The organism is Pontibacter fetidus, assembly GCF_010119545.1.
Classification (GTDB): Bacteria; Bacteroidota; Bacteroidia; order Cytophagales; family Hymenobacteraceae; genus Pontibacter; species Pontibacter fetidus.
The window spans coordinates 51,499-76,166 of the sequence record NZ_JAAEAA010000015.1 but is presented as its reverse complement, the minus strand read 5'-3'; the positions used below and the strand labels follow the sequence as shown (position 1 = coordinate 76,166).

Sequence of the window (24,668 nt, the reverse complement as noted above, 5' to 3'; positions counted from 1 at the left end):
TTAGATTATCAAGTAGATTAAATGAAGCTTAAAGGCAAAGTAAAATTCGTTAACAAAGACAAAAGTCTGTTTTTTCCGACGCTCCGCAAACGTGTGGACGCTTATTTTTCAGAGAATAACCTGCCCAAATCCGGCAACTCCCGCTTGCTTATCAAAAGCATTATTCTGATGCTGCTCTATGTGCTGCCTTTCGCGGCTATGCTTGCCTTTACCCCCCATGTGCTGATCAGTTTGGTGCTGTGGCTGGTGATGGGTATAGGAGTAGCCGGTGTGGCCATGAGTGTAATGCACGACGCCAACCATGGTGCTTTTTCCAATAGCAAGATCATCAACTACCTGATGGCACACTCTGTTAACCTGCTGGGCGCTTCGGCCTTTAACTGGAAACTACAGCACAACATTTTGCACCATACCTACACCAATGTGGTGGAAATGGACGAGGATATTGACGACATGGTGTTCATGCGTTTTTCGCCGCACACTAAGGTGCGCTTTTACCACAAGCTGCAATGGGTATACGCGTTCTTTTTCTATGGTCTGCTTACGCTGTACTGGGTTATTATAAAAGATTTTGTGCAGTTCTTTAAGTATATCAGAAGTGGCGTGAATGCTAATTCTAAGTCAGATAATACGGTGGCATTTTCGAAGATCGTAGCCTTTAAACTGCTGTATTTCTTTTCTATTCTGGTAGCTCCTACGCTAATTTTCGGTATACCTTTCTGGCAGGTGCTGCTTGGTTTCTTTCTGATGCATTTTGTGGCAGGCATGATTCTTTCTACGGTGTTCCAGTTGGCGCATACCGTGGAGGGCACTCATCACCCGCTGCCTACTGAAACTGGCGTTATCGAGAACGACTGGGCCATACACCAGCTCAGCACTACCGCTAATTTTGCCCGCAAGAGCAAGTGGCTGTCGTGGTACGTAGGCGGACTTAATTTCCAGATCGAGCATCATTTGTTCCCGCGCATCAGTCATGTGCATTACCCGGCCCTTGCAGACATTGTAAAGCAAACCGCGTCAGAATTTAACCTTACCTACATCGAGAGTAAAACCTTTCTGCAGGCCGTTCGCTCACATTTAAACACACTGCACCGTTTCGGCAGGCTAAAGTTACCTAACCTGAATGAAGTAATGGCTTAACAAGGCCAAACTATAGTTTGATAAACGCCCAATCTGGTAAAGCAGGTTGGGCGTTTTTGTTTTTATCCTGACCTCACAGCGTCTATAAGACCTGTGAGTGTCTTTTCTGCGTCATTGCGAGACACTCACAGGTTTTGAAAACACTGTGAGGTCTAAATCCAAATATTCCAACAATTACCTCTTATCCCGGTTAAGACAACTGCGTATAGTTTAATTCATCACTTAATTAATAATGAGAAAAGCCACTTTACTTATACTTGCCATTTTACTGTTACAACTCCCGACTATAGCCCAGCAACAAGACCTTAAAAATCTGGACATCAACCTGGAGAACTATAAATACCCTTACCAGGTGCAATACCTGCCACTAACGATACAAAAGCAAAATCTGCGCATGGCTTATATGGATGTGAAACCGGCAAAGGCAAACGGCAAAACGGTAATGTTGCTGCATGGCAAGAACTTTAATGGGGCTTATTGGGAGCAAACTGCTGAAGCTCTTTCGAAAGCCGGTTATCGCGTTATCATTCCGGACCAGATCGGATTTGGGAAGAGCTCTAAGCCGGAGCATCTGCAATATACGTTTCAGTTGCTGGCACAAAATACCAAGGCTATATTGGATACGCTCAACATTAAAAAAGTAGCAGTTTTGGGGCACTCGATGGGCGGGATGCTGGCCACGCGTTTTGCGCTGATGTACCCGGAGATGACAGAAAAATTGATATTGGCTAACCCGATTGGCCTGGAAGACTGGAAACGAAAAGCCCCTTACCAAACTATAGACCAGGCCTACAAAGGCGAACTGCAGCAAACTTATGACAAGATCAAAAAGTACCAGTTGGAAAACTACTACGGCGGCAACTGGAAACCAGAGTACGAGGAGTGGGTAAAACTGCTGGCCGGCTGGACTATAAACGAAAACTACCCGCGTATCGCCTGGAATGCTGCGTTGACTTATGATATGATTTTTACACAGCCGGTGCTTAATGAATTTGACCAGTTACAAATGCCAACCTTACTTATTATTGGCCAGCGCGACCGCACAGCTCTTGGCAAGAATCTGGCTCCGAAAGAGGTGGCGGCAACTATGGGCAACTACCCGCAGCTGGGCAAAGACACTGCTAAAAAAATAAAAAACAGCACCCTGGTAGAACTGGAAGGAGTAGGGCACATGCCGCACATCGAGGCCTTTGATAAGTTTATTAACCCATTGCTGGCATTCCTGAAAAAGTAAGTGATGAAAGCAGCAAAAGATAACTTTTCTGCGCAGGCAGCTTTGTATGCAAAATTCCGGCCGGTGTACCCGGATGCGCTGTATGACTTTATCTTTAGCCTGAAGCCGCATTACGCCAACGCCTGGGATTGCGGAACCGGTAACGGACAGGTAGCAGCCAAACTAGCCGAACGCTGCCATTTGGTTTATGCCACCGACATCAGCCAGCAGCAACTCGATAACGCCATCCAAAAAGACAACATCCATTACCTGCACGCCCGCGCTGAAGCCACCAACTTGCCTGAAAACAGCATCGATCTGGTAACCGTGGCACAGGCCATACACTGGTTCGATTTTGATGCTTTTTACCGCGAAGTGTACCGTATTGCCAAACCCGAAGCTATCATTGCTGTGTGGTGTTATAACCTGCCGCGCATATCGCCAGAAGTAAACCCTATACTTGGCGACTTTTACCACAATGTGCTGGATGGCTACTGGGATGCAGAACGCAACTATATTGATGAAAACTATACGACCATTCCTTTCCCTTTTACAGAAATAGAAGAAAAGCCGGAACTAACTATAACCGCCACCTGGACGATAGATAACTTACTGGGCTACCTTAACTCCTGGTCGGCAGTGCAGCATTATATACAAAAAAACGGCTACTCTCCGCTGGAGCGTGTAACCGAAAAGTTTAAGAAAGCCTGGCCCGATGGCAGAACCTATGATGTGCAGTTTCCGATAGCGATGCGGGTTGGCCAGATCTGATCTCGAACTATAGTTGCAAAACACCGTTAACACCCCGGCATAGGAAACCACTATATTTAAGTGTATCTTTGCAGACTGTCAATCATTATGGCTCAAATAGAACCATACTTCCCCTTTTAAGGTTGATAGAAAGAATAACGCCGGGATTGATTGCAAATGCTATGTATTCCCGGGCAAAGCTGAGCCAGTGCACATGGTACTGTACAGCATCATAAGACCAATTACATGACATTTAACGAATTGAACCTGATAGAGCCGATCCTAAACGCTCTTAAAACAGAAGGATACACCAACCCCACCCCCATACAGCAAAAAGCAATACCTTACATACTTCAGAAACGCGACCTGCTGGGTTGTGCGCAAACCGGTACTGGTAAAACGGCTGCTTTTGCTATTCCTATTCTGCAGTTGCTACATGCTTTGCCACAGGACCGTAACAAGCGAACTATAAAGTCGTTGATACTGACGCCAACCCGCGAGCTTGCTCTACAGATTGGTGAAAGCTTTGCCGCTTATGGCCGTAACACCGGCTTAAAACACACGGTAATTTTTGGTGGCGTATCGCAGCATCCGCAAACTGAAGCTTTGAAAAGGGGAGTAGATATTCTGGTGGCAACACCGGGCCGCTTACTCGACCTGATGGCGCAGAAGTTTATCGACCTGAGCCATTTGCAGATATTTGTACTGGATGAAGCCGACCGCATGCTGGACATGGGTTTTGTGCATGACGTACGCAAAGTGCTGAACGTGATACCAGAGAAACGTCAGTCGCTGTTCTTCTCGGCTACCATGGCTCCGGAGATTATGAAACTGGCTGATAACATATTGGTAGAACCTGCAAAAGTAGAGGTTACGCCTGTTTCGAGCACGGCACATACTATAAAGCAGGCGGTTTACTATGTAAAGAAAGCCGACAAGAAAAACTTGCTGATACACTTACTGAAAGGCGATGAAATTGACCGTGCCCTGGTATTTACCAGAACCAAGCACGGTGCCGACAGAGTAGTGAAAGACATGGCAAAAGCCGGAGTTCAAGCCGAAGCGATACATGGCAACAAGTCGCAGAATGCCCGCGTGCGTGCACTGGATAATTTTAAAGCCAGCCGTACCCGCGTACTGGTAGCTACTGATATTGCCGCACGCGGTATTGATGTGGACGACCTGAACCACGTGATCAACTATGAATTGCCGAACGAGCCGGAAACCTATGTACACCGCATTGGCCGTACAGGTCGTGCCGGGGCAAGCGGTACAGCTTTATCGTTCTGCGATGCTGAGGAAACCTCTTATCTGGTAAGTATCCAGAAACTGATCGCTAAGAATGTTCCGGTGATAGATAACCACCCGTACCCGATGACAGCCAAGGATTTTGCCGAGGCTGCATCAACCATGAAAGAGCAGAAGAAAAAAGGTGGCAACGGTGGCAGAAGCCGCTGGGGCAATAAACCTGCCGGAAGCTCTGCCGGAGGAAGCCAGGGAAGAAGTACTGGTGGCGGAAATTTTAGTTCACAAAACCGTAGTACAAATGGTGGTGGCGGACAACGAAGCGGTGGCAATCGTAGCAATGGTAACCGAAACCGTACGTCTCATTCGAATTAACCCGTTTAAGGCATAAACTATAGAGCCCTTGTCAGGTAGAAACTGGCAGGGGCTTTTTTGTGCTTGTAGTTTATAGTTTATAGTTAGTTGCAACCTATACCCGGTTCATAAAAGGTATAGTTGTGTAATTTATTCATATTAAATAGTATTAAATTTTAAATTGACGTATAATTTATCAGGATCTTTGCTTCTAAAGCACTAGTTTTCAGGTTGTTTTATTTGTTGCTCTCCATTAAAAATATGCTATGAAATATGAACTCTACACGCTTCGGCCTGGCATTTTCAGGTCTCTTACTTTATCTGTCTGCAGGTATTTGTATATCCTCTCAGGCACAACAACTTCTCGATCCACGATCACAGGTTAAATTCCAAAACCAGCTTCCAATTCCGGCAACTATAAACGCTACAGGTGGCGGCCGTTTTGAAATGCAGGTAACCCAGTTTGAGCAGGACCTTGGCTTACGCGATGTGTCTGGCCAGCCGCTGCTAACTACCGTATGGGGCTATAACGGGCAGTATCCCGGGCCGACCCTGGTAGCTAAAAAAGATGTGCCTGTAGAGGTGTTCTGGCATAACAAACTTACTATTGATGGCACAGCGGAGGGTAGCCCCTTACCCCATTTACTGCCTATAGATGAAAGTATACACTGGGCGATGGAGCATGTAGAAAACTGGGAGCAGTATGGCGTGCCTATAGTTACGCACCTGCATGGCGGCCATACCGAATCTGCTAGCGACGGACTTCCGGAAGCATGGTTTACCCCTGATTTCAGGAAAGTAGGCGAGGACTTTGTAAAAGGAGATAACGAACCATACCACTATGCTAACGACCAGGAAGCCGCCACCCTTTGGTACCACGACCATACGCTAGGTATAACCCGGCTTAACGTTTATGCCGGCATGGCAGGTTTTTATATACTTACCGATGACCATGAGCAACAACTGAAAGCAACCAATAACTTACCAGCCGACCCATATGACATTGGCCTGGCTATACAAGACCGCATGTTTACCGCAGACGGACAACTATACTACCCTGCGCTACCAGAAGTACCTGGTGCAGCCTACCCAAGCGTGTTACCTGAATTTTTTGGCAATATTATACTTGTAAACGGCAAGGCCTGGCCGGTACTGGATGTAGAGCCTCGCCAATATCGTTTCAGAATGCTTAATGGCTCCGATTCCAGGTTCTACAACCTGTTTATGTCTGTGCCGCTCAATTTTGTGCAGATTGGTTCAGACAATGGGTTGTTACCTGCACCAGTTGTCCAAAATCAGTTGCTAATCGCTCCCGGCGAAAGAAAGGATGTAGTTATCGATTTTTCAAATCCTGCCCTTTGGGGGAAAACCATCATCATCCGCAACAATGGCAAATCTCCTTATCCCAAAGGTGCTGCACCCGACCCAAATGCCGAAGGACAGATTATGGCTTTCAGTGTATCAAAACCACTCAATACAACATACCCGCTTACGTCCGTTTCCGGTAACCTGCGCGCCAGTGCCCTGTTCGACCACGATACTCCGGCTAAAACCAGACAGCTTTTACTTTTTGAGGGAATGGATGAATATGGCAGATTAAAAGCCATGCTGGGCACTATAGAAAACGGAGCGTTAGAATATGTAGACCCCATTACTGAAAATCCTGACCTGAACGCTACAGAAGTATGGGAGATCTACAACACCACACCAGATGCTCACCCGATACACCTGCACCTTGTTACCTTTCAGGTCCTGAACTCACAGAAGTTTAGCGTTGATTTTGATGACCCGGATGACGGAACAATTTCCAAAGTACGCTTGATTGGTCAGCCCAAAGCGCCTGAGCCAGGGCAGGATGGCAGAAAAGATACCTACCCTATAGCCCCCGGCGAAGTAACCCGCTTAGTGGCTAAGTTTGACAGGCCTGGTTTATATGCCTGGCACTGCCATATTCTGTCGCACGAAGACCACGAAATGATGCGGCCCTATTATGTCGGTAACATGCCAGACCACCTATTGGCAACACACGAACAGACTCAGCAACTTAAAACCGATATAGCTGCCGAAAATGGCTCGTTCAGTATCTACCCAAACCCGTTTGCCACTACGGCAACGCTCCAGTTAAAAGTAACAGCACCCACCTCGGTAGCCGTTCGCTTTTTCGATATCAGGGGCCGACTGGTAAGGGAAGTACCGGCAAAGCAGCTGGCAGCTGGTAATCACCAACTCGAAATTAACAGTACCAACCTGCAAACCGGCCTCTACATTTGCGAAGTTAAAATGAACGACACAGTATACCGTAGCCGGCTTGTACTAAGCAGATAAGTACCTGTTTCTTGAATGCTGAGAAATAGCCCTGCACTGTGTGGGGCTTTTCCTTTGTTGTCTGAATCAGGATTTGTAGGATTTGTTTGAAAGAGCAGGATTGATTTACACCTTGCTGCTTGTAAAACTCATTCGAACGCCTTGCTGCCGGAGACGCTCATAAGTTGTTTTTCGCTTTTTGTATAGTTGGATTTGCAGTTTTATAGTTGTCGTTTTTCACTTTAGCCCAGCCCACTCTCATAACAGGAGCGGGAGTTTTTACCACTTTATCTGTCATCCTGGAAGGATCTTGTGGAAAGCTAGGATAAGCCTTTGTCATAACACACCCATAGGCCCTCACAAGAGGGGAATTTCTGCCTTTGCTATAGTTTGCTTTATGGTTCTATAGTTACAGCCTGTCGAGCGGACAGGTCGCGACCTGTCCCTACGGAAATATAACCATGATAAATATCGAAGCTTGCTAGTTCAAACTATAGTTAGTGGTGAATAATAGAAAGATCACAGTCTTTGGGTTGAGCGCCTTTGACTTGTTGCGGTGGCGTAGCCAATCCGAGGAACGAGGATAGCAAGAAGGCAGCAGCGCGATGCCCGAAGACGGGGCCTCCCTTAAAGAGGGCCCCTACCCCCGCCATGAGGGAACCAAAGCTGGATTGAAACGATAGGTAAGTAAAGCTCCCAGGAATACAAGAAGTTTGAAAGGATCGCTTTTGTCAAGCAAGTAGAGAATTCACCTATTATCTAAGATAGATTCCTCACGATGTTTGAAATGACAAAAGAGAAGCTATAGCAAAGACGCTAACAGGAGCTACGCACGCTGCCAGGTCTTTAGCAACTATAGGATGTATAAGGTTTACCGGCTAGCGTTCGAAATGACAATAATTAATCACTCTTCCCAACATTCTACCGCGTGCGGCTAACCAGATACACACCAGTAAAAATCAACAGGGCGTAAATTCCTTTTTGCAGGGTAAACACATCCTTCCCAAAACCGATAGCAATAAAAATAGCCATTAGCGGCTGCAGGTAAATGTAAGCGCCAACCAACGACGGATTAGCATAACGCAGCGCCCAGGTATTGAACAAATAAGCAACTATAGTTACGGCCAGCACCATAAACACTATAGCCCACCAGATCTCTGTAGGAAACGAACTATAGGTTGGAGCTATAACCTGTTGCCAACCAAACGGAACAACTATAACGGCTCCAACTGCAAAAATGCGGCTGACTATGGTAAAGGCATTGTATTTCTGCATCAGCGGTTTTACCAGCACCAGGTATAAACCATAACTCGCCGCATTTAAAACAATAAGCAGGTCGCCCCACAGGTTACCCGAATTGCTCTCGCCGCGCGAACTATAGATCAGTAGAAAAGCGCCTGCGCAGGCCAGTACAATGCCCGAAACCTTGCGCAAACTTACCCTTTCCCGCAAAAGTATAGCCGAGAAGATGAGTACGATAATAGGCACGATCACCATCAGCAAAGCAGCATTAATGGGAGAGGTAAGGTTAAGGCCACCGAAAAAGCAAAGCTGGTTAATGGCTATACCGGTAAAACCGCATAGCACAGAGCGCAGGTTATCAGCCCAGCCCACTATCTTCTCCCGAATTACCAGCCGCGAAAAGATCCCGAAAAAGATGGCCGCCGATACAACCCGAATCACGATCAGGCCATAGGGGCCTACATAAGCAGGCATCACTTCCTTGGCTATACTATAGTTACTTCCGTATATCACGGCCACCAGGAAAAGCGCGCCATGCACCTGCACTTGTTTACTCATGCTGCAAAGGTACACAGTAATTGGTTTTGCACCGTATAAGGACGATCACTGAAAGATCAAATCTGAAACTATGAATTCGATAAAAAATATGCCGGTAACTGCCCGGAGAGCCTTAGAGATAATGGGCTTGTTTTTCCTGGGGTGGGCCATTGTGTTGGGGCATAGCATACTGGCGCCGCTGCTGCTGGCTTTTTTTATAAGCATCATGATGCTGCCCGTCTACCGATTTCTGCAGCGGCTAAAAATACCTGATATCCTGGCCATTATTCTGAGTTTGCTGGTACTTATAGTTGTATTTGGGCTTATCATCTGGTTTTTCTCTATCCAGATCGGCAACCTGATCTCTGATTTTCCGCTCATCCAACGCAACGTAACCCAGCACCTTAAAACCTTAAGCGACTGGGTAGGCTCTAAAACACCTTTTTCCACGGCGGAGCAGGTAAAGTTTATAAGCGAGCAAAGCAACAAACTCCTGAACTATGGCGGCACGTTATTATCGGGTGCGGCCGGCTCGGTTACATCGGTGGTAATTCTGCTGGGGCTGCTGCCGATCTATATTTTCCTGTTGCTGTTCTATAAAAACCTGTTGCTTCGGTTTGTGTTTTTATGGTTCCCGGAAGAAGAGCATGAGAAAGTAGAGGAGACCTTGCGCGAGATGCAGGTCATCATCAAAAGCTATTTGTTTGGCCTGTTAATACAGGTAACCTATATGACCATTTTGCTGGGAGGCATTCTGCTGATAATCGGTATAAAACACGCGCTGCTTATCGGGCTGATCTTCGCCTTCCTGAACCTGATACCGTATGTGGGCGCACTGCTGGGCAACATTATAGGTGTGCTGTTAACGCTGGCTTCGTCGTCGGAACTATGGCCTATACTTACTGTGCTGGGCGTAATTGCAGGCGTGCAGTTTCTGGATAACAACATCCTGATGCCGCGCATTGTGGGCTCTAAAGTAAAGATAAATGCGTTGGCAACTATAGTTGGCGTAATTGTAGGCGGCGAGCTGGCAGGTATAGCCGGTATGTTTCTGTCGTTGCCGATAATTGCGGTTTTAAAAGTGGTATTTGACCGTACCGAAGACTATAAACAGTGGGGCGTTCTGTTTGGAGACGAGAAACCAAAACATAGCCCGATGGTAGAACCTGCCATGCGCGACGACAGCGAACTGACACAGCAGCAACTGGCCCGGGAAAACAAGGTAGAGCCACCAAATGCCGACTGATTTATACGTGCAAACCTGACGTTGGCAAAGCGCCTTCCCCTGGTAATCAGAGGGGCAGTTCTCAACTCAATTTTGTAGCTTTGTTTTTATAGTTTCCGGAGAAGTATAACACCCATGATCCACCCGAATATACCGTTGGCCGAACGCATGCGGCCGCACAATTTAGACCAGTATTACGGACAAAAACACCTGGTTGGCCCGGATGGTATTTTGCGCCGTTACATTGAGGGCGGTGTTATACCAAGCATGATTTTGTGGGGACCTCCGGGGGTTGGCAAAACCACGCTCGCAAACATTATTGCTAACCAGATGAAAGTGCCATTTGTGGCTTTAAGTGCGATAAATTCTGGTGTAAAAGATATCCGGGAGGTAATTGATCAGGCTAAAAAGCGGCAGGGTACGGTGCTGTTCATCGACGAAATTCACCGCTTTAACAAATCGCAGCAGGATGCTTTGCTGGGAGCTGTTGAGAAAGGAACCGTTACCCTGGTGGGCGCTACCACCGAGAACCCGTCTTTTGAAGTGATATCGGCATTGCTGTCGCGTTGCCAGGTATATATTTTAAAGCACCTGACCAAAGATGAGTTGATAGAACTGGTAGACAAAGCCCTGGAACAGGACGAGTGGATGCGCCACCGTAACGTGAAGGTAAAAGATTACGAAGCGCTTTTAACTATATCTGGAGGCGATGCGCGTAAGCTGCTGAATTTGCTGGAAATTGTGGCCGAAGGCGTGCAGGGCGACGAAGTTATAGTTACCAACGACCTTGTAAAACAGGTTGCCCAGCAAAACATCGTGCTCTACGATAAGTCCGGTGAGATGCACTACGATTTGGTTTCGGCGTTCATCAAATCCATCCGTGGCTCTGACCCCAATGCGGCGGTTTACTGGCTTGCCCGCATGATAGAAGGCGGCGAAGACCCTAAGTTTATAGCCCGACGTTTACTTATTGCTTCCTCGGAAGATATTGGGTTGGCGAACTCCAATGCCTTGCTTATGGCTACGTCGTGCTTCCAGGCGGTGCAGATGATCGGGTACCCCGAAGCGGAAATTATACTGTCGCAGTGCACTGTTTATTTAGCCACCTCGCCTAAAAGCAATGCCAGTTACAAAGCCATAAAGCAAGCCCGGCAAATGGTGCAACAAACCGGAAATTTGCCTGTGCCTCTACACATCCGTAATGCCCCAACCAAACTTATGAAGGAAATTGGCTACGGCAACAACTATAAATACGCCCACGACTACGAAGGCAATTTTGTAGAGCAGGAGTTTATGCCCGACGGCCTGAACAACACCACTTTTTACGACCCCGGAAACAACGGCCGCGAAGTAGAAATGCGAAAACAACTACAAGCCCAGTGGGGCAAGAAATACAGATATTAGGAGTTAAAAAGTTTGGAAGTTAGAAAGTGAGGAAGTTTTTGAGTTAAAGAGTTTGTGAGTTAGCGAGTTGAAATTGTTGGAGGTTATATTGTTGAGATTTAAAAGTAGATTTATACTTACTGAAACTTACAGCTTCGTTGCTAACAACACGCAAAATATTGCGTCTCTACAATCAATTTTTAACCTTCTAACTTCTTTAACTTCTAAACTCTTTAACTCCTAAACTCACTAACTCCAAAACTCAAACAACTTTCTAACTTTCTAACTTCCCAACTTTCTAACTCAAAACGTTTGTCTAGTATTTGGCGGGGTTGGTCGAGAAGGGTAGAAAGTATTGAACTATAAGCTTTAAATTCGTTTATTGTAGTTAAAGTAGTATACTTTGTAAATACAACACATTGTTCTATCTCACAAAACTTATATGCTAAACTTTCTGAAATATGTGCTGGCAACTATAGTTGGCCTGCTCTTATTCGCTTTCATCAGCATCCTTATCCTGATCGGTATTGCCGCCAGTGCCGCTTCTGATAAAGAAGTGAAGATAGTGGAGAACTCCGTACTGGAACTGAAACTCGATAACCCGATAACTGAGCGCGACCCGCACAACCCATGGCAGGAACTTGGTTTTGCATTTGGTGGCCTGTCCAGCACCGACGGACTGGACCAGATCAAAGCATCTATCCGCAAAGCCAAAACCGACGACAACATAAAAGGGATTTTCCTGAACATGCGGTTTGTAGATGCAGGAATGGCCAAACTGGAAGAGATCCGGAACGAACTGATCGACTTTAAGAAGTCGGGCAAGTTTGTGGTGTCTTATACCGATATGGCAAACGAAAAAGCGTATTACCTGTCATCCGTAGCTGATAAGATTTATGTGAACCCATTAGGTACCATGGAATTTAACGGCATGAGCTCCGAGGTATATTTCTTTAAAGGCACTCTGGATAAACTGGACATAAAACCCCAGATTTTTAAAGTTGGTGAATTTAAAAGCGCTGTAGAGCCTTTCTTCCTCGATAAAATGAGCGACCCTGCCCGTTTACAGATGCAGTCGTTCCTGAACTCGATCAACGATTTTCAGCTGCGCAACATAGCCAAAGCCCGCAACAAGACTTACGAAGAACTAAAGAACATTTCGGATAACCTGCTGGTGCGCGATGCCGCCGATGCCAAGAAGTATGGCCTGATAACAGACGTAGGGTATTATGACGAAGCGATCACTTACCTGAAGAAAAAAGCGGGTATAAAGGAAGATGGCAAACTGGAACTGATAAGCTTTAGCAAGTATAAAAAAGCGGAAGGCAAGAAAGAGAAGAACTCTTCTAAAAACCGCATTGCCGTAATTTATGCCGAAGGCGATATAGTGGATGGCAAAGGCGACGACGATGAGATTGGCAGCGAGCGTTATGCTGAGGCCATTCGCAAAGCCCGTCTCGATGATAAAGTAAAAGCAGTAGTGTTGCGTATCAGTTCGCCGGGTGGCAGCGCTTTGGCTTCGGATGTAATGTGGCGCGAAATACAACTGACCCGTAAAGTAAAGCCGGTTATTGCCTCTATGTCTGATGTGGCGGCTTCGGGTGGTTATTACCTGGCCATGGGCTGCGACACCATTGTAGCGCATCCTAACACCATTACCGGCAGCATTGGCGTGTTTGGTATCATCCCTAACATACAGGGCTTTATGAACAACAAGCTGGGTATAACTATAGATAACGTGAAGACCGGCAAATACTCAGATGTGCCAACGCTTACACGCCCGATGACCGCTTTTGAGCAGGAAGTAGTGCAGCGCCAGATAAACCAGATCTACGATGTGTTTACTAAAAAAGCAGCCGAGGGCCGCGGCATGACGCAGGATAAACTGAAGGAATACGCATCGGGCCGTGTATGGTCTGGCGCCGAGGCCAAGCAGCGTAACCTGGTTGATATGTTCGGGGGACTGGAGACAGCCATTGAAGTAGCAGCGGCCAAAGCCAACATCAAAAACGACTATCGGTTAACGGAGCTTCCGGCCCGCAAATCTTTCCTGGAGGAACTGGTAGGAGATGCCGGCTCGCAGGTAAAAGCGCAGTACGTAAAAGCCGAACTGGGCGAACTATACCCGCTGTATAACATGTACAAAAAAGTAGAACACCTACAGGGCATCCAGACGCGTATGCTATACAACCTGAGCGTAGAATAATTTTAACGACTGATGAATGAATAACTTAATTGTTCATCAGATATAGGTTACAGACCGCCGTGGCTATAGTTAGCTGCGGCGGTTTTATTTTAAGCTAAACGTATTCTTTGCAACTTGCCGTAAACTATAGTTTTGATGCTGTGGTGTTTATAGTTCCTCTCGTTAAACCTGTGATGAAAGTCATTTATTAGCAACTATAAAATCGCCTATTTTGCGTTGTTAAATTCATTGAATCTAAATTTGTACATTCACTTATTAGCATATTAACAGATTAAGCCCATGATGCAGCAATTACACGAAGCGAAAGCTTACATACAGAACAACACCGATAACTTTGTCCCTGAGTTTGGTATTATACTGGGTACTGGTTTGGGTGCACTGGTAAAAGAGATCGAAGTACAGTACAGCCTGTCGTATGCCGATATTCCGCACTTCCCTGTTTCTACGGTTGAGAGCCACTCCGGAAAGCTTATTTTGGGTACGCTGGCAGGACGCCGTGTAATTGTAATGCAGGGCCGCTTCCATTTTTACGAAGGTTATACCATGCACCAGGTGGTTTTCCCGGTGCGCGTGATGAAATTGCTGGGCGTGCAAAAGCTGTTTGTTTCCAATGCATCCGGTGGCCTGAACCCAGACTTTAACGTGAGCGACCTGATGATCCAGACCGACCATATTAACCTGCAGCCATCAAATCCGTTGCTTGGCCCTAACCTGGATGAACTCGGCCCACGCTTCCCGGATATGAGCGAAGCCTACGACCACAAAATGGTGCAGCAGGCTGTAGAAATTGCCGCTAAAGAAGGCTTTACCATACGTACAGGAGTGTATGCTTCTGTACCAGGCCCAATGCTGGAGACGCTGGCAGAATATAGCTACATCCGTACTATTGGTGCTGATGCGGTGGGTATGTCTACAGTGCCGGAAGTAATTGCTGCGCGCCACATGGGTATGCCTTGCTTTGCAGTTTCGGTTATCACGGATATGGGTACCCCAGACAGGATAAAGAAAGTTATATTAAGCGATATCCTGGACGCCGCTGCCAAAGCCGAGCCACTTATGACCCGACTTATTCGTGAGTTAATTGCTTTACAGTAAGTTGAGACTATAGATTAACAAAAATGCCTTGGCTATCCTTTAGTCAAGGCATTTTTATTTCATTATTTGCCATTCCGAGCAAAGCCGAGGAATCTTATGTGTCCTATAGTTTAAGCCTGTACTTCTCTGTCAAAAGCCTTCCTTTCAAACTTCCTCTAATCCTGGAAGCTTTAGTTGCTTATAGTTTCAAATGAGCTTTGGTGCCCTCACGGCCGGGAGGCCCGTCTTTGGGCATCGCGCTGCTTTCGCTTCCTTTGCTCCTGACGTCGCAATGCCTGACGGCACCGGAACCTCTCGAGGCGCTCAACCCAAAGACTGTGATCGTTCTGCTGTTGACCGCTTACCTATAGTTTGTTCTTGCTCGCTTCGGAATTGATCGTGTTAGTATTTTCGTAGGGACAGGTCGCGACCTGTCCGATCACAGGCTGTAACTATAGAACCATAAAGCAAACTATAGCTAAGGCAGAAAATTCCCCTCTTGAGAGGGGTAGGGGTGTGTTATGACAAAGGCTTCTCCTAGCTTTCCACAAGATACTTCCAGGATGACAGATAAAATGGAAAAAACACTCCCGCTCCTGTTAGGAGAGGGCTGGAATGAAATAAACACCAACTATAAAACCCACTACTTTCCTTGCCGCTGACTATAGTTGACAAACCCCTTACTTACTGATATAAACCGTATCCCGGTCGTAAACCAGGTTTGTGAAAATGCCGATGCCGCCCTGCACTGATGACTTTACTTTGGCAGGCTGCGCGAAGGGGTTTCCATTCGCATTCTTGGCATCGTCAGTAGATTGCAGGAAGTCGTAATATTGCTTCTCGATGTGGTACAAGGTAAGTGTGAGGGTGTCGCCTTCTACATAATCATAAGCTGAACCGTAAGAAGTTGTTTTTCCGTTGTTGAGTTCGTCAGTAGCGGCAAAATCCCTGGAAGAACCTTTGTCGAACTTGCCGCGATGGGTCATGTACCGGTAAAAGTTAGTGGCATTGGCGTCGTCCTGAAAGGAGGTAAGCACATAGGCTTTGTCTTTCTCGTTAAACTTCCACTCTACTTTGGTAATGGGCACCTTAGGCAAGATGGTCGTAAAACCAGTTACTTTGCGGCCTTTGCCGTCTATCACTTCAATGCCAAATACTTCGCCCGGCGTACCATACATTCTGGTTGTAGAAGTATGCGTTATAAAGCGTTTGCCGCTTGCGCTGGTAGTTGGTTCATATTTCAGCTTAATGCGCTTGCCCCGAAAGGTAATGTATACTTCGGCATCCGGCACAAGCGGTGGGGTAGGTGCATCAAAATAAGAAGATGTCTCAAACACAGTTGCCTGCAATCGTTTGCCTTGTTCCAGATAACATTCTACTACCAGTTGGGGTTCGTGCTCGGGCAGCAGTATCTCAATGTCTTTCTCCATGTTGCAGCCAAACATCAGGGCAAGCGGCAGCAGGTATAGGTATAAAATGCGTTTCATCAGAATTTAAAATTGTAAGTAACAGAAGGGATAACCGGGAACAGCGAAACCTGTTTGGCCTGGAAGCCGATGGTCTTTTCATCCTGCTCGTCCTTCAGTTCATCAAAATATACAAAGTATGGGTTGCGGCGATTATAGGCATTATAAGCACTGAACGTAAGATCTGCTTCACCATGCTTTGGTTTAAGCTTCCAGACTACACCCAGGTCCAGGCGATGCGTGGCATCCAGCCGGAAGCTGTTTCGGTCGCTGTAGATGGGGATAACGGTTGGCTCTTTACGCTCCACATCCTGGAAAGCAAAGCGCGCTACAGGCAACGAGAACGCGTTGCCGGTGCCATACACAAATGCGCCCGTCAGGCTAAGACGGTCGTTTAACTGGTGCAGCAATACCACACTTACATCGTGGCGGCGGTCGTAGCGCGTCGGGAAGCGGCGGCCTTCATTTATCTCGTCAAACTGGCGGTAGGTCCACGACAAGGTATAGCCGATCCAGCCGGTGGTGCGGCCTTTTATTTTCTCCAGGTATAGTTCGTTGCCATAGCTTTCGCCTTTGCCAAACAGAAATTCATTTTCCAGGCTATCGTTTACAAACAAATTGGCTCCATCCCGGAAATCGATCTGGCGGTGCATCCATTTATAGTATACCTCATTAGTGATAAGGTATTTGCCCTGGCCGAAAAGTTTGCTTACACCTGCTGCCACCTGTTGCGAGCGCTGCGGTTTTACGCGTTGCGTAGACGGAAACCAGATATCAGTTGGCAACGAGGCACCGGAGTTGGTTACCAGGTGTATGTACTGCATCATGCTGGCGTAACTGGCTTTTAGCGTCGTGTTTTCCGTTAAATTATAGCTGGCAGCAGCGCGGGGCTCCAGGGCCGAATAGGTTTTGCCTTTGTTGTTAAACCCCGAAACCCGCAGGCCATAGTTCAGCGAGAGCAGTGCATTTATTTTATAATCATCCGAAAGGTAAGCCCCAAACTCACTGGCGCTATAGTTGTTGCCCGCACCAAAATTCAGGCTGTTATCATCGCTTGAAAAGTTTAGGCGCCCCACCGTAAAAGCGTGATTGGTGCCCGATGCCCCGAACTTTATCGTATGTTTATCATCCAGCAGCCACTCGTAATCAGTTTTCAGGGTCAGGTCTTTTACATCGGAGCGCAGGTTAAAACTAAACACATCGATCTCGTTTTTGATGCGGTACTCGTAAGCCGTTGCCGAAAGCGATGTGTTTGAGAACAGCCGCGAACTATAGTTATGGCGCCAGTTAATAACCCCTGTTTTGTTGCCCCAGTCAAACGAGAACTGGAAACCGGAATCCTTAAAAACAAAGAAATCGCGGCCGTAGTAACCGCTTAAGGTCAGTTCGTCTTTTGGGGTTGGTTTATAGTTTAGGCGGGCATTAAAGTCGTAAAAGTAGTAGTCAGGTATCGGGTTATAGTCTTTTTTATCTTCGTTTAGTTTGTTGATGACGCGGGTAAACGAATCGACGTAAGTGCGCCTGCCCGCTACCAGGAAAGTTAGTTTATCTTTCACGACAGGCCCATCTATACTAAGCCTGGATGAAATAAGGCCAATACCGCCGCTGGTACGCAGCTGCTCGTTATTTCCCTCGTTCATGCGCACATCCAGTACTGATGACAGCCTGCCACCAAACTGTGCCGGAAAACCGCCTTTGTATAGTTCCACATCGCGCACAGCCTCCGGATTAAACACGCTAAAAAAGCCGAATAAGTGCGATGGGTTGTAAATTACGGCATCATCCAGCAGTACCAAATTCTGGTCAGGGCCGCCGCCACGCACATACAACCCCGACGAGCCTTCGCCTCCAGACTGAACGCCGGGCTTTAATTGCAATGTTTTTATCAGATCCACTTCCCCAAAAAGGGCAGGTAACAGCTTAGCTTCGCGGGTAGAGAGTTGCTCTACACTCATGCGGTTCTCGGTCAGTTTCTGTTGCAGGCTGTTGGCAACTACCACTACTTCGTTTAGCTGGTTCTCTGTTGGTTGCAGAGTTATGTCTATAGTTTGGTCAGCGTTGGTAACGGTTATAGTTTGAGTGGTGGTCAGGTAACCGATGTAGGTAGTTTGCAGGTCATAAGTGCCTGGCGGGAGGGTTAAACTATAAAACCCGGTTGCGTTTGTAGATGTGCCCTGCCTTAATTGAGGTACTGCTACGGTAGCGCCAATCAGGGGCTCGTTTGCTGCAGCCGACTTTACAAGCCCGCTTACCCGGTACTGCTGGGCAAAGCCAATACTGGCAGACAGAACAAAAAATAACAGAAAAAGATACCGGCTAAAAGAAAAGGGCATTCAGGTTATAGTTTGATAATCAGGCACAAAGATACATAAATCCGGAAAATACGAATTCCCGGACTATGGAATAAGTACCCAACAGGCGTTATTGTTTTAGAAGTTCCTGAATTTAAAGAAAACGTGATTTATAGTAGCTCCGCCTGACAACTATAGAAAGCAAAAGGCGCTGTACACAGCGCCTTTCTACTTTTACAATATAGTTTATTTATATTAATTTTTTGTATTTAACCAGGCTGAGCGCAGTGCTAACTGGGCAGGAGTTGCGTCTGGGTTTGGTTGCAGGTAATGGGGCACCATGCGCTCCACTTGTCGTACCTTAGCTTTCAGGGTTATTTCTTCTATAGCTTTGGATTTATTTTTGCGGCCAACAGTTACGGTTATCTCATCGCCGGGCTTCATTTCCTGTAGTTCCTTCCCGATCAGGTCGCGGATGTTAGTTGGTGCTATATCGGTGCCGTTCCATTTTATCAGCTGGTCTCCGTTTTTCAGGCCCAGGTCTTTACCAAAAGCATCCATTCCATCCGTCGATTCAACTATAATTCTGCCGCTCTCACTGTCGTAACCCGGCACAAAGCTGCCATACGAGTTTACCAGTTGCTTCGACATGGGCTCATAGTTTATACCTACTTTTTTAAAGGTCTCTTCCAGCGGCAGGGGTTGCTTGCCTTCTACATACTTGGTAAAAAACTCGCGTATCTCCGGGTAGGTCAGCTCGGCAATTTTATCAAACAGTTCATCATCCTTAAAAGACTTGTTTTTGCCGTAGGTTTTGCCCAGGTCCTGCATCAGGTTGCGCAGGCCATACTTGCCCTGCGATAGTTCGCGCAGGCGTATATCCAGCACCAGGCCTATCAAAGCGCCTTTCTGGTATACGTTGCCATATTCTTTTTCGTATTTGCCCAGCACATTAGCGCTCATCACTGTAAAGGGCACGGTGTCGTTATAGTAGGCCCTGGAGGTAGCAATGTGTTCCTGTATCTTGTCCAGGTAAGTATCCAGGTCCATAATGTGTTCATAGATCTGCACATGCGAGGCAAAATATTCGGTAACGCCTTCGTACAGCCACAGGTGTTTCGACATATCCGGGTTTATAAAATCGAAATTACCGATCTGTTCGGAGTGGATAGTAAGCGGCGTTACAATATGGAAAAACTCATGGGCGGCTACATCGCGCATGGTGCTGCTAAACTGGGCTTCCGGCATTTCGGGCAGGTAGTATACAGATGAATTGGAATGCTCCAGGGCACCAAACGAACCCGATTTGCCCACTTTTTGCGGTACATAGATCAGGAAGGCATATTTATCTACGGGCAGTTTGCCACCCAAGTAGCTGCGTTGCGCTTCCAGTATCTCTTTTAAGTTATCGGCAATCGGCTGAGATTTAATATTACCGCTTGGCGAGTAAACCGATACCAAAACGTCGGTTTCACCTAAGTCCAGTACGGTGGTGTCGGGGCGGTTATACATCAGCGGCGAGTCGGCCAGCGTTACATAATCCGGTAACTGGTATGTGTCGGAAGTAGCTGTGCTGGAAGTTACCTTAAGCGGCGTGGACCCATAAAAATCTTGTGGTTTGGTTATAGTTAGCTGGTAAGGCAGTGCTTTCATGCCTTCAAAGTAACCTATAAAACCAAAGGTGTTGAGTAAAAAGTTATTGCCTGCCTCTATGTTCGTTCCGCCGGGCTCAAACAGTACATCCTTTTTTTGGGTGGCGTCAAAAGAGTCGTCTACCCAGTAGCTTACCTGGTGCAGGTCGTTGGCATTTTTAATGCGCCAGCGGTTAACGTCCAGTTTTTCTACAGCCAGTTTCTGGCCCTTTTTATCTGTAGCCGTAAATTCAGAAACAAACTTCCCGAAATCAGAAACTGAATACGTGCCCGGCACAATCTTAGGCATGTTGTAAATAACTTCTTCCTGCTTCAGTTCCGGTGCCAGCATGGTTACCTGTACTTTGTCGTCCTTTACCTTGGTCAGGTCTATGGTTACGTGGTACTGGTCTTCCGATGATTTCTGGGAGGTCTGAACTGATTTGGCAGAGGAGCAGCCCAGTAAAATGCCAAGACTAAGCAGCAGGAGTGGTTTTCTTAATTTCATAGGTTTGGGTTCGGTAACGGAAGCTTTTAAATCGGGCAGTTAGTTTTAAGCAATAGTAGCAGGCAGTGCGCCGCAAGTGTTTTATACTTCTACTACAGTAAGGCTGCCCATGCCACCGGATACGTTTATAGTTAGCGTATGTTTGCTTTTACCTAAAGCAGCATTCTGGTGGTAGTCGGTATTCTTTCTAAAGCCGTTCAGGTTTCTGCTGCCAAGCCCCGATGCTTTAATGCGTACACCGGTACCTTTTGGTAGTTTCAGCTTTACATCGCCAATGCCTCCCGAAATATCCACCGTCGCATTATGGTTCCAGTTACCCGACATATCCACATTCAGTTCGCCAACACCTGCCGAGATCTTAGCTGTTTTTACAGCGCTGCCTGCCAGGTTTATATTGCAACTCACTGCGCCGGCTTCTACCTCCAGTTTCTCAAGGCGGCTTTTGCTCAGGTCCAGGTTTGCTTCGCCGGCGCCCATACTTACAGCTAACTGCAGCGGTATAGTTTTATTCAGGTTAATGGTCCATTTATTTTCGCCGTTATTTTCCTTGTTGCTGATTTCTTCCTGCTTCAGCGTCAGGTTGGCGCCGCCGTTACTTTTGCTATAGTTCATAACAGGTTTCCAGCCGGCCTGGTTATAGTTTACCTGTGCGTCTATTAGCTGCGTAGTACCGGTTTTCAGGTGCAGCTCACCAGCCGGCATCTCTAACTTAACTATAGCTTGTTTTACGTTATCAGCCTTTACAGCCTGTTTAAACAGTTTGGTGTTCTGGGCCAGCAGCGCAACCGGAACTATAAACAACACAAGATAAAGCAGTTTTTTCATGGTTTCAGGGAGTATAAGTATAAACTATAAACAGATGCCTGCACTTTCCGGACTGCACAGGCTAAACTCTTATTGTGTCCGGATCGCTTTTATAGGGTCGAGCATGGCAGCTTTTATGGCCTGGAAGCTTACAGTCAGCAATGCAATGCTCATGGCGGCGAGCCCGGCTACGGCAAAAATCCACCAGCTCAGGTTCGTGCGGTACGCAAAATCCTGCAGCCATTTATCCATGCCATACCAGGCAATAGGTATGGCAATAAGTATAGCCACCATAACCAGCACAGCAAAATCGCGGGAGAGCAGCAAAACTATACTTGTAGTGGATGAGCCCAGCACTTTTCTGATGCCAATCTCTTTGGTGCGCTGCTGCGCTGTAAACGAGGCCAGCCCAAACAGACCCAGGCATGCTATAAAAATGGTAAGCCCGGCAAAGTACCCAAACACGGTCAGCATCTTTTCCTCGGCCCGGTACTGTTTATCAAAATACTCATCCATAAAAAAATACTCCATCGGGTGTTTGGTGTCGAATGCCTGCCATTTTTCCTGTACAAAAGCTATAGTTGCCGGCATGTCCTGCGGTTTCATGCGTACCAGTAAATAACCCGACGACTCGGGGGTAAGGGCCAGTATTAAAGGCTCTACTTTGCTATGTAACGATTTTACATGGAAGTCTTTTACCACGCCTATCACTTTTGCATCCCAGTCAGCCATCTGAATGCGTTTACCGATCGGATTTTTCCACTGCATTTTTTTTACGGCTGCCTCGTTCACGATCAGTCCACCTTTCAGGTCTGTTTTAAATTCTTTAGAGAAGTTGCGCCCTTCTTTCAGATCGATGCCCATTACATCCACAAAATCATAATCCACAAACATCGCATTCATGGCATTTTGCAGGGTGCCGCCATCTTTTTCAGCATACACCAGTATGGTGCTTAAGTCGCCTGCCGGTATATTTAAAGAATTGGATACATGTTCGATGTTGGGGTTGCGCAGTAATTCCTGTTTTATACTGGGCAGTTGATTTACCAAAGTAGAGTCACCGGTCGGGATGTCGATAATAAGCACTTGCTCTTTGTTGAACCCAAGATCCCGGTTCTTTAAAAACCGCATCTGGCTGAAAACCACCAGCGTGCCTATGATCAGTATAAGAGAAATGGTGAACTGGATAACAACCAGCGATCTGCGTAAAGCAGCGTTTCCACCGCGGGGTGCTTTGTCTGCTTTCAGTACATCAACAGGCTTAAACCGAGACAGGAATATGGCTGGATAACTACCGGCTACCGCCCCGATAAATAGGATAATGGCAAGCAGCACAACTATAACTTCCTTCTGTAAAAAGAAATTTGAGTTGAACTGCTTATCTGTAAGCGAATTAAAAGTAGGAACAAGGATCTGTGCCAGGGCAAGCGCCAGAATTACGGCCAACAGAGTAATCAAAAGAGATTCGCCTATAAACTGGCCAATGATCTGGGAACGGTAAGCCCCAACTACTTTTCGTAAACCAACTTCCCTGGCGCGTTTAGCGGAGCGGGCGGTAGCCAGGTTCATGTAATTTATACTTGCAATAAGTAACAGGAAAACAGCGACAACCGAGAAAATATAGATGTAGCTGATATTGCCCGGCGTGGATATGTCTTCTGTATATTCTGTATTGAAATGAATGCTGCGCAGTGGCTGCAACACAAATTTTACCGAAGCCTGCAAGTCGTTTTCCTTTAACCAGGGAGTAATATGGGTAGCTGCAAAGGTCTTCAGTTTTTCCTGGAAAGGAGCGATCTGGGCTTCATCCCGCAGCAGGACATACGTATACCGGCTCAACATAAACCAGTGGTTATTATCTGTTAATACATCCTGCTGTTGTGTGTCGAAAGTGCTGCGGGCCAGGAAAGCATTGGCCTGGATATGGGAATTGCCTTCGTCCGTAAAAACACCGGTCACCCTGTAAGAGTCGCGGCTGAATTTAAGGACTTCGCCCAATGCTTTGTCTGGGCTTCCGAAATACTTTTGCGCCATCTGTTCGCTTACAACTATAGTTCGGGGTTGGTCTAAAGCTGTAGCAGGGTTACCGGCCAGGAATTTATAGTCAAAAACCTCGAAAAAAGCGCTGTCAGCAAATAGCAGTTTGTCCTCGTTAAAGCTGCGGTCTTTGTACCAGATGGTTTGTTTATTGGCAGGCAGTAACTGGGTTACATGTTCCAGCTCGGGGTAATCTTTTAGCAGGAAAGGGGCAAGCGTTGGCGCAGACAAAGCAAACTTGTTTGTCTGGCCATCATGCTCTATTTCGCCGGCTACCCGCACAATGCGGTCTGCATCACTAAATTGGCTATCATAGCTTAGCTCGTCCTGCACATACAGGAATATAAGGATACACGAAGCCACCCCCAAGGCCAGCCCGGCAATGTTGATGGCAGAGTATACCTTGTTGCGGTACAGGTTGCGGAGGGCTACTTTAAAGTAGTTCTGCAGCATGTTTTCTAACGTTCAGGTTCTCAGTTACAATCTGCCCGTCAAACAGGTTAACAATACGGTGTGCGTATTCGGCATCGGAAGGGGAGTGCGTTACCATTACTACGGTAGTGCCGGCTTCATTCAGTTCGGTTAACAATGCCATTACCTCTCTGCCGTGTACCGAGTCCAGGTTACCGGTGGGTTCGTCGGCAAGTATAAGGCTTGGGCTGGAAACTGTGGCACGGGCAATAGCGGCTCGCTGCTGCTGGCCACCCGACAACTGCTGCGGAAAATGGTTGCGGCGGTGCGCAATACCCATGCGTTCCATGGCTTCGGTTACACGCTTCTCAGTTTCGGCTTTGCTTACGCCCAGGTAGGCCAGTGGCAGGGCAATATTTTCTTCCACAGTCAGCTCGTCTATCAGGTTAAAGCTCTGGAACACAAAACCCAGGTTGTGCTTGCGTATTTTGGCGCGCTGGCGTTCGCTGGCATGGGTAATATCCTCTCCCTGAAACTTAAACATGCCACCAGAGGGGCTATCCAGTAAACCCAGTATGTTCAGCAACGTAGACTTTCCACAACCCGACGGACCCATAATGGCCACAAACTCGCCTTTCGCAATGCGTAGGTCCACACCGGCAAGGGCAGTGGTTTCTACGGTATCAGTTACATATTTTTTCTGTAGCTGCTTTGTTTCGATTAATAGTTCCTTGTTCATGTGGTGTGGTAGCTTTAAATGTTTTTAGTTTTATTTTGTACTAGCGGAGCGGAATTTTAATTGTTATATTGTTGATTGTTAAATTGTTAAATTGTTAAATCATGGTGC

16 protein-coding genes are annotated in these 24,668 nt (G+C 46.8%); 9 read left to right on the top strand and 7 right to left on the bottom strand.

Annotated elements, in window-relative coordinates:
* Positions 1-21 precede the first annotated feature (21 nt).
* The 5 genes from GWO68_RS12430 (at position 22) to GWO68_RS12410 (ending at position 7,027) form a co-directional block, all read left to right on the top strand.
* A complete protein-coding gene (locus GWO68_RS12430; RefSeq protein WP_162346773.1) occupies positions 22-1,140 on the top strand; it encodes a fatty acid desaturase family protein in 1,119 nt (372 codons plus the stop codon).
* 232 nt (positions 1,141-1,372) lie between these two features.
* Positions 1,373-2,374, top strand: coding sequence for an alpha/beta fold hydrolase (locus tag GWO68_RS12425; RefSeq protein WP_162346772.1), 1,002 nt, complete (start codon positions 1,373-1,375; stop codon positions 2,372-2,374).
* Positions 2,375-2,377: 3 nt separating this feature from the next.
* Positions 2,378-3,124 carry a class I SAM-dependent methyltransferase gene (locus tag GWO68_RS12420; RefSeq protein ID WP_162346771.1) on the top strand — a complete coding sequence of 249 codons (747 nt, stop codon included), beginning with the start codon at positions 2,378-2,380 and terminating at the stop codon, positions 3,122-3,124.
* Positions 3,125-3,349: 225 nt separating this feature from the next.
* The gene (locus GWO68_RS12415) at positions 3,350-4,723 is read left to right on the top strand and encodes a DEAD/DEAH box helicase (protein ID WP_162346770.1); all 1,374 of its coding nucleotides are present in this window, start codon (positions 3,350-3,352) and stop codon (positions 4,721-4,723) included.
* Between the two features lie 252 nt (positions 4,724-4,975).
* Positions 4,976-7,027, top strand: a complete 2,052-nt coding sequence (locus GWO68_RS12410; RefSeq protein ID WP_162346769.1) for a multicopper oxidase domain-containing protein — start codon at positions 4,976-4,978, stop codon at positions 7,025-7,027.
* Positions 7,028-7,927: 900 nt separating this feature from the next.
* Here the strand turns inward: GWO68_RS12410 and GWO68_RS12405 are convergent.
* A complete protein-coding gene (locus tag GWO68_RS12405) occupies positions 7,928-8,806 on the bottom strand; it encodes a DMT family transporter (protein WP_162346768.1) in 879 nt (292 codons plus the stop codon).
* 70 nt (positions 8,807-8,876) lie between these two features.
* Here GWO68_RS12405 and GWO68_RS12400 point away from each other — a divergent pair, with 70 nt between their 5' ends.
* The 4 genes from GWO68_RS12400 (at position 8,877) to GWO68_RS12385 (ending at position 14,694) form a co-directional block, all read left to right on the top strand.
* A complete protein-coding gene (locus GWO68_RS12400) occupies positions 8,877-10,031 on the top strand; it encodes an AI-2E family transporter (protein ID WP_235942051.1) in 1,155 nt (384 codons plus the stop codon).
* A gap of 114 nt (positions 10,032-10,145) precedes the next feature.
* The gene (locus tag GWO68_RS12395) at positions 10,146-11,414 is read left to right on the top strand and encodes a replication-associated recombination protein A (RefSeq protein WP_162346767.1); all 1,269 of its coding nucleotides are present in this window, start codon (positions 10,146-10,148) and stop codon (positions 11,412-11,414) included.
* A gap of 421 nt (positions 11,415-11,835) precedes the next feature.
* Positions 11,836-13,599, top strand: coding sequence for a signal peptide peptidase SppA (gene sppA, locus GWO68_RS12390; RefSeq protein WP_162346766.1), 1,764 nt, complete (start codon positions 11,836-11,838; stop codon positions 13,597-13,599).
* Positions 13,600-13,878: 279 nt separating this feature from the next.
* Positions 13,879-14,694 (top strand): purine-nucleoside phosphorylase, encoded by an 816-nt coding sequence (locus GWO68_RS12385; RefSeq protein WP_162346765.1) that lies wholly within the window; start codon positions 13,879-13,881, stop codon positions 14,692-14,694.
* A gap of 659 nt (positions 14,695-15,353) precedes the next feature.
* Here GWO68_RS12385 and GWO68_RS12380 read toward each other — a convergent pair.
* The 6 genes from GWO68_RS12380 to GWO68_RS12355 all read right to left on the bottom strand — a co-directional run bounded on the left by GWO68_RS12380 (position 15,354) and on the right by GWO68_RS12355 (position 24,560).
* The gene (locus GWO68_RS12380; protein WP_162346764.1) at positions 15,354-16,160 is read right to left on the bottom strand and encodes a DUF4249 domain-containing protein; all 807 of its coding nucleotides are present in this window, start codon (positions 16,158-16,160) and stop codon (positions 15,354-15,356) included.
* A complete protein-coding gene (locus GWO68_RS12375) occupies positions 16,160-18,472 on the bottom strand; it encodes a TonB-dependent receptor (protein ID WP_162346763.1) in 2,313 nt (770 codons plus the stop codon). The genes GWO68_RS12380 and GWO68_RS12375 overlap by 1 nt, the downstream gene beginning before the upstream one ends.
* A gap of 213 nt (positions 18,473-18,685) precedes the next feature.
* The gene (locus GWO68_RS12370) at positions 18,686-20,569 is read right to left on the bottom strand and encodes a M61 family metallopeptidase (protein WP_162346762.1); all 1,884 of its coding nucleotides are present in this window, start codon (positions 20,567-20,569) and stop codon (positions 18,686-18,688) included.
* 81 nt (positions 20,570-20,650) lie between these two features.
* Positions 20,651-21,394: a toast rack family protein gene (locus GWO68_RS12365; protein ID WP_162346761.1), complete on the bottom strand. Its 744-nt coding sequence runs from the start codon at positions 21,392-21,394 to the stop codon at positions 20,651-20,653.
* 69 nt (positions 21,395-21,463) lie between these two features.
* Complete coding sequence (locus GWO68_RS12360) at positions 21,464-23,863, bottom strand: ABC transporter permease (RefSeq protein WP_162346760.1); 2,400 nt, start codon at positions 23,861-23,863, stop codon at positions 21,464-21,466.
* Positions 23,844-24,560 (bottom strand): ABC transporter ATP-binding protein, encoded by a 717-nt coding sequence (locus GWO68_RS12355; RefSeq protein ID WP_162346759.1) that lies wholly within the window; start codon positions 24,558-24,560, stop codon positions 23,844-23,846. Before GWO68_RS12355 ends, GWO68_RS12360 begins: the two co-directional genes overlap by 20 nt.
* Positions 24,561-24,668 lie beyond the last annotated feature (108 nt).

Excerpts from the sequence above, each read along its gene's own strand:
- GWO68_RS12430 (WP_162346773.1), top strand. The coding sequence starts at position 22 with ATGAAGCTTAAAGGCAAAGTAAAATTCGTTAACAAAGACAAAAGTCTG.
- GWO68_RS12425 (WP_162346772.1), top strand. The coding sequence starts at position 1,373 with ATGAGAAAAGCCACTTTACTTATACTTGCCATTTTACTGTTACAACTC.
- GWO68_RS12420 (WP_162346771.1), top strand. The coding sequence starts at position 2,378 with ATGAAAGCAGCAAAAGATAACTTTTCTGCGCAGGCAGCTTTGTATGCA.
- GWO68_RS12415 (WP_162346770.1), top strand. The coding sequence starts at position 3,350 with ATGACATTTAACGAATTGAACCTGATAGAGCCGATCCTAAACGCTCTT.
- GWO68_RS12410 (WP_162346769.1), top strand. The coding sequence starts at position 4,976 with ATGAACTCTACACGCTTCGGCCTGGCATTTTCAGGTCTCTTACTTTAT.
- GWO68_RS12405 (WP_162346768.1), bottom strand. The coding sequence starts at position 8,806 with ATGAGTAAACAAGTGCAGGTGCATGGCGCGCTTTTCCTGGTGGCCGTG.
- GWO68_RS12400 (WP_235942051.1), top strand. The coding sequence starts at position 8,877 with ATGAATTCGATAAAAAATATGCCGGTAACTGCCCGGAGAGCCTTAGAG.
- GWO68_RS12395 (WP_162346767.1), top strand. The coding sequence starts at position 10,146 with ATGATCCACCCGAATATACCGTTGGCCGAACGCATGCGGCCGCACAAT.
- sppA (WP_162346766.1), top strand. The coding sequence starts at position 11,836 with ATGCTAAACTTTCTGAAATATGTGCTGGCAACTATAGTTGGCCTGCTC.
- GWO68_RS12385 (WP_162346765.1), top strand. The coding sequence starts at position 13,879 with ATGATGCAGCAATTACACGAAGCGAAAGCTTACATACAGAACAACACC.
- GWO68_RS12380 (WP_162346764.1), bottom strand. The coding sequence starts at position 16,160 with ATGAAACGCATTTTATACCTATACCTGCTGCCGCTTGCCCTGATGTTT.
- GWO68_RS12375 (WP_162346763.1), bottom strand. The coding sequence starts at position 18,472 with ATGCCCTTTTCTTTTAGCCGGTATCTTTTTCTGTTATTTTTTGTTCTG.
- GWO68_RS12370 (WP_162346762.1), bottom strand. The coding sequence starts at position 20,569 with ATGAAATTAAGAAAACCACTCCTGCTGCTTAGTCTTGGCATTTTACTG.
- GWO68_RS12365 (WP_162346761.1), bottom strand. The coding sequence starts at position 21,394 with ATGAAAAAACTGCTTTATCTTGTGTTGTTTATAGTTCCGGTTGCGCTG.
- GWO68_RS12360 (WP_162346760.1), bottom strand. The coding sequence starts at position 23,863 with ATGCTGCAGAACTACTTTAAAGTAGCCCTCCGCAACCTGTACCGCAAC.
- GWO68_RS12355 (WP_162346759.1), bottom strand. The coding sequence starts at position 24,560 with ATGAACAAGGAACTATTAATCGAAACAAAGCAGCTACAGAAAAAATAT.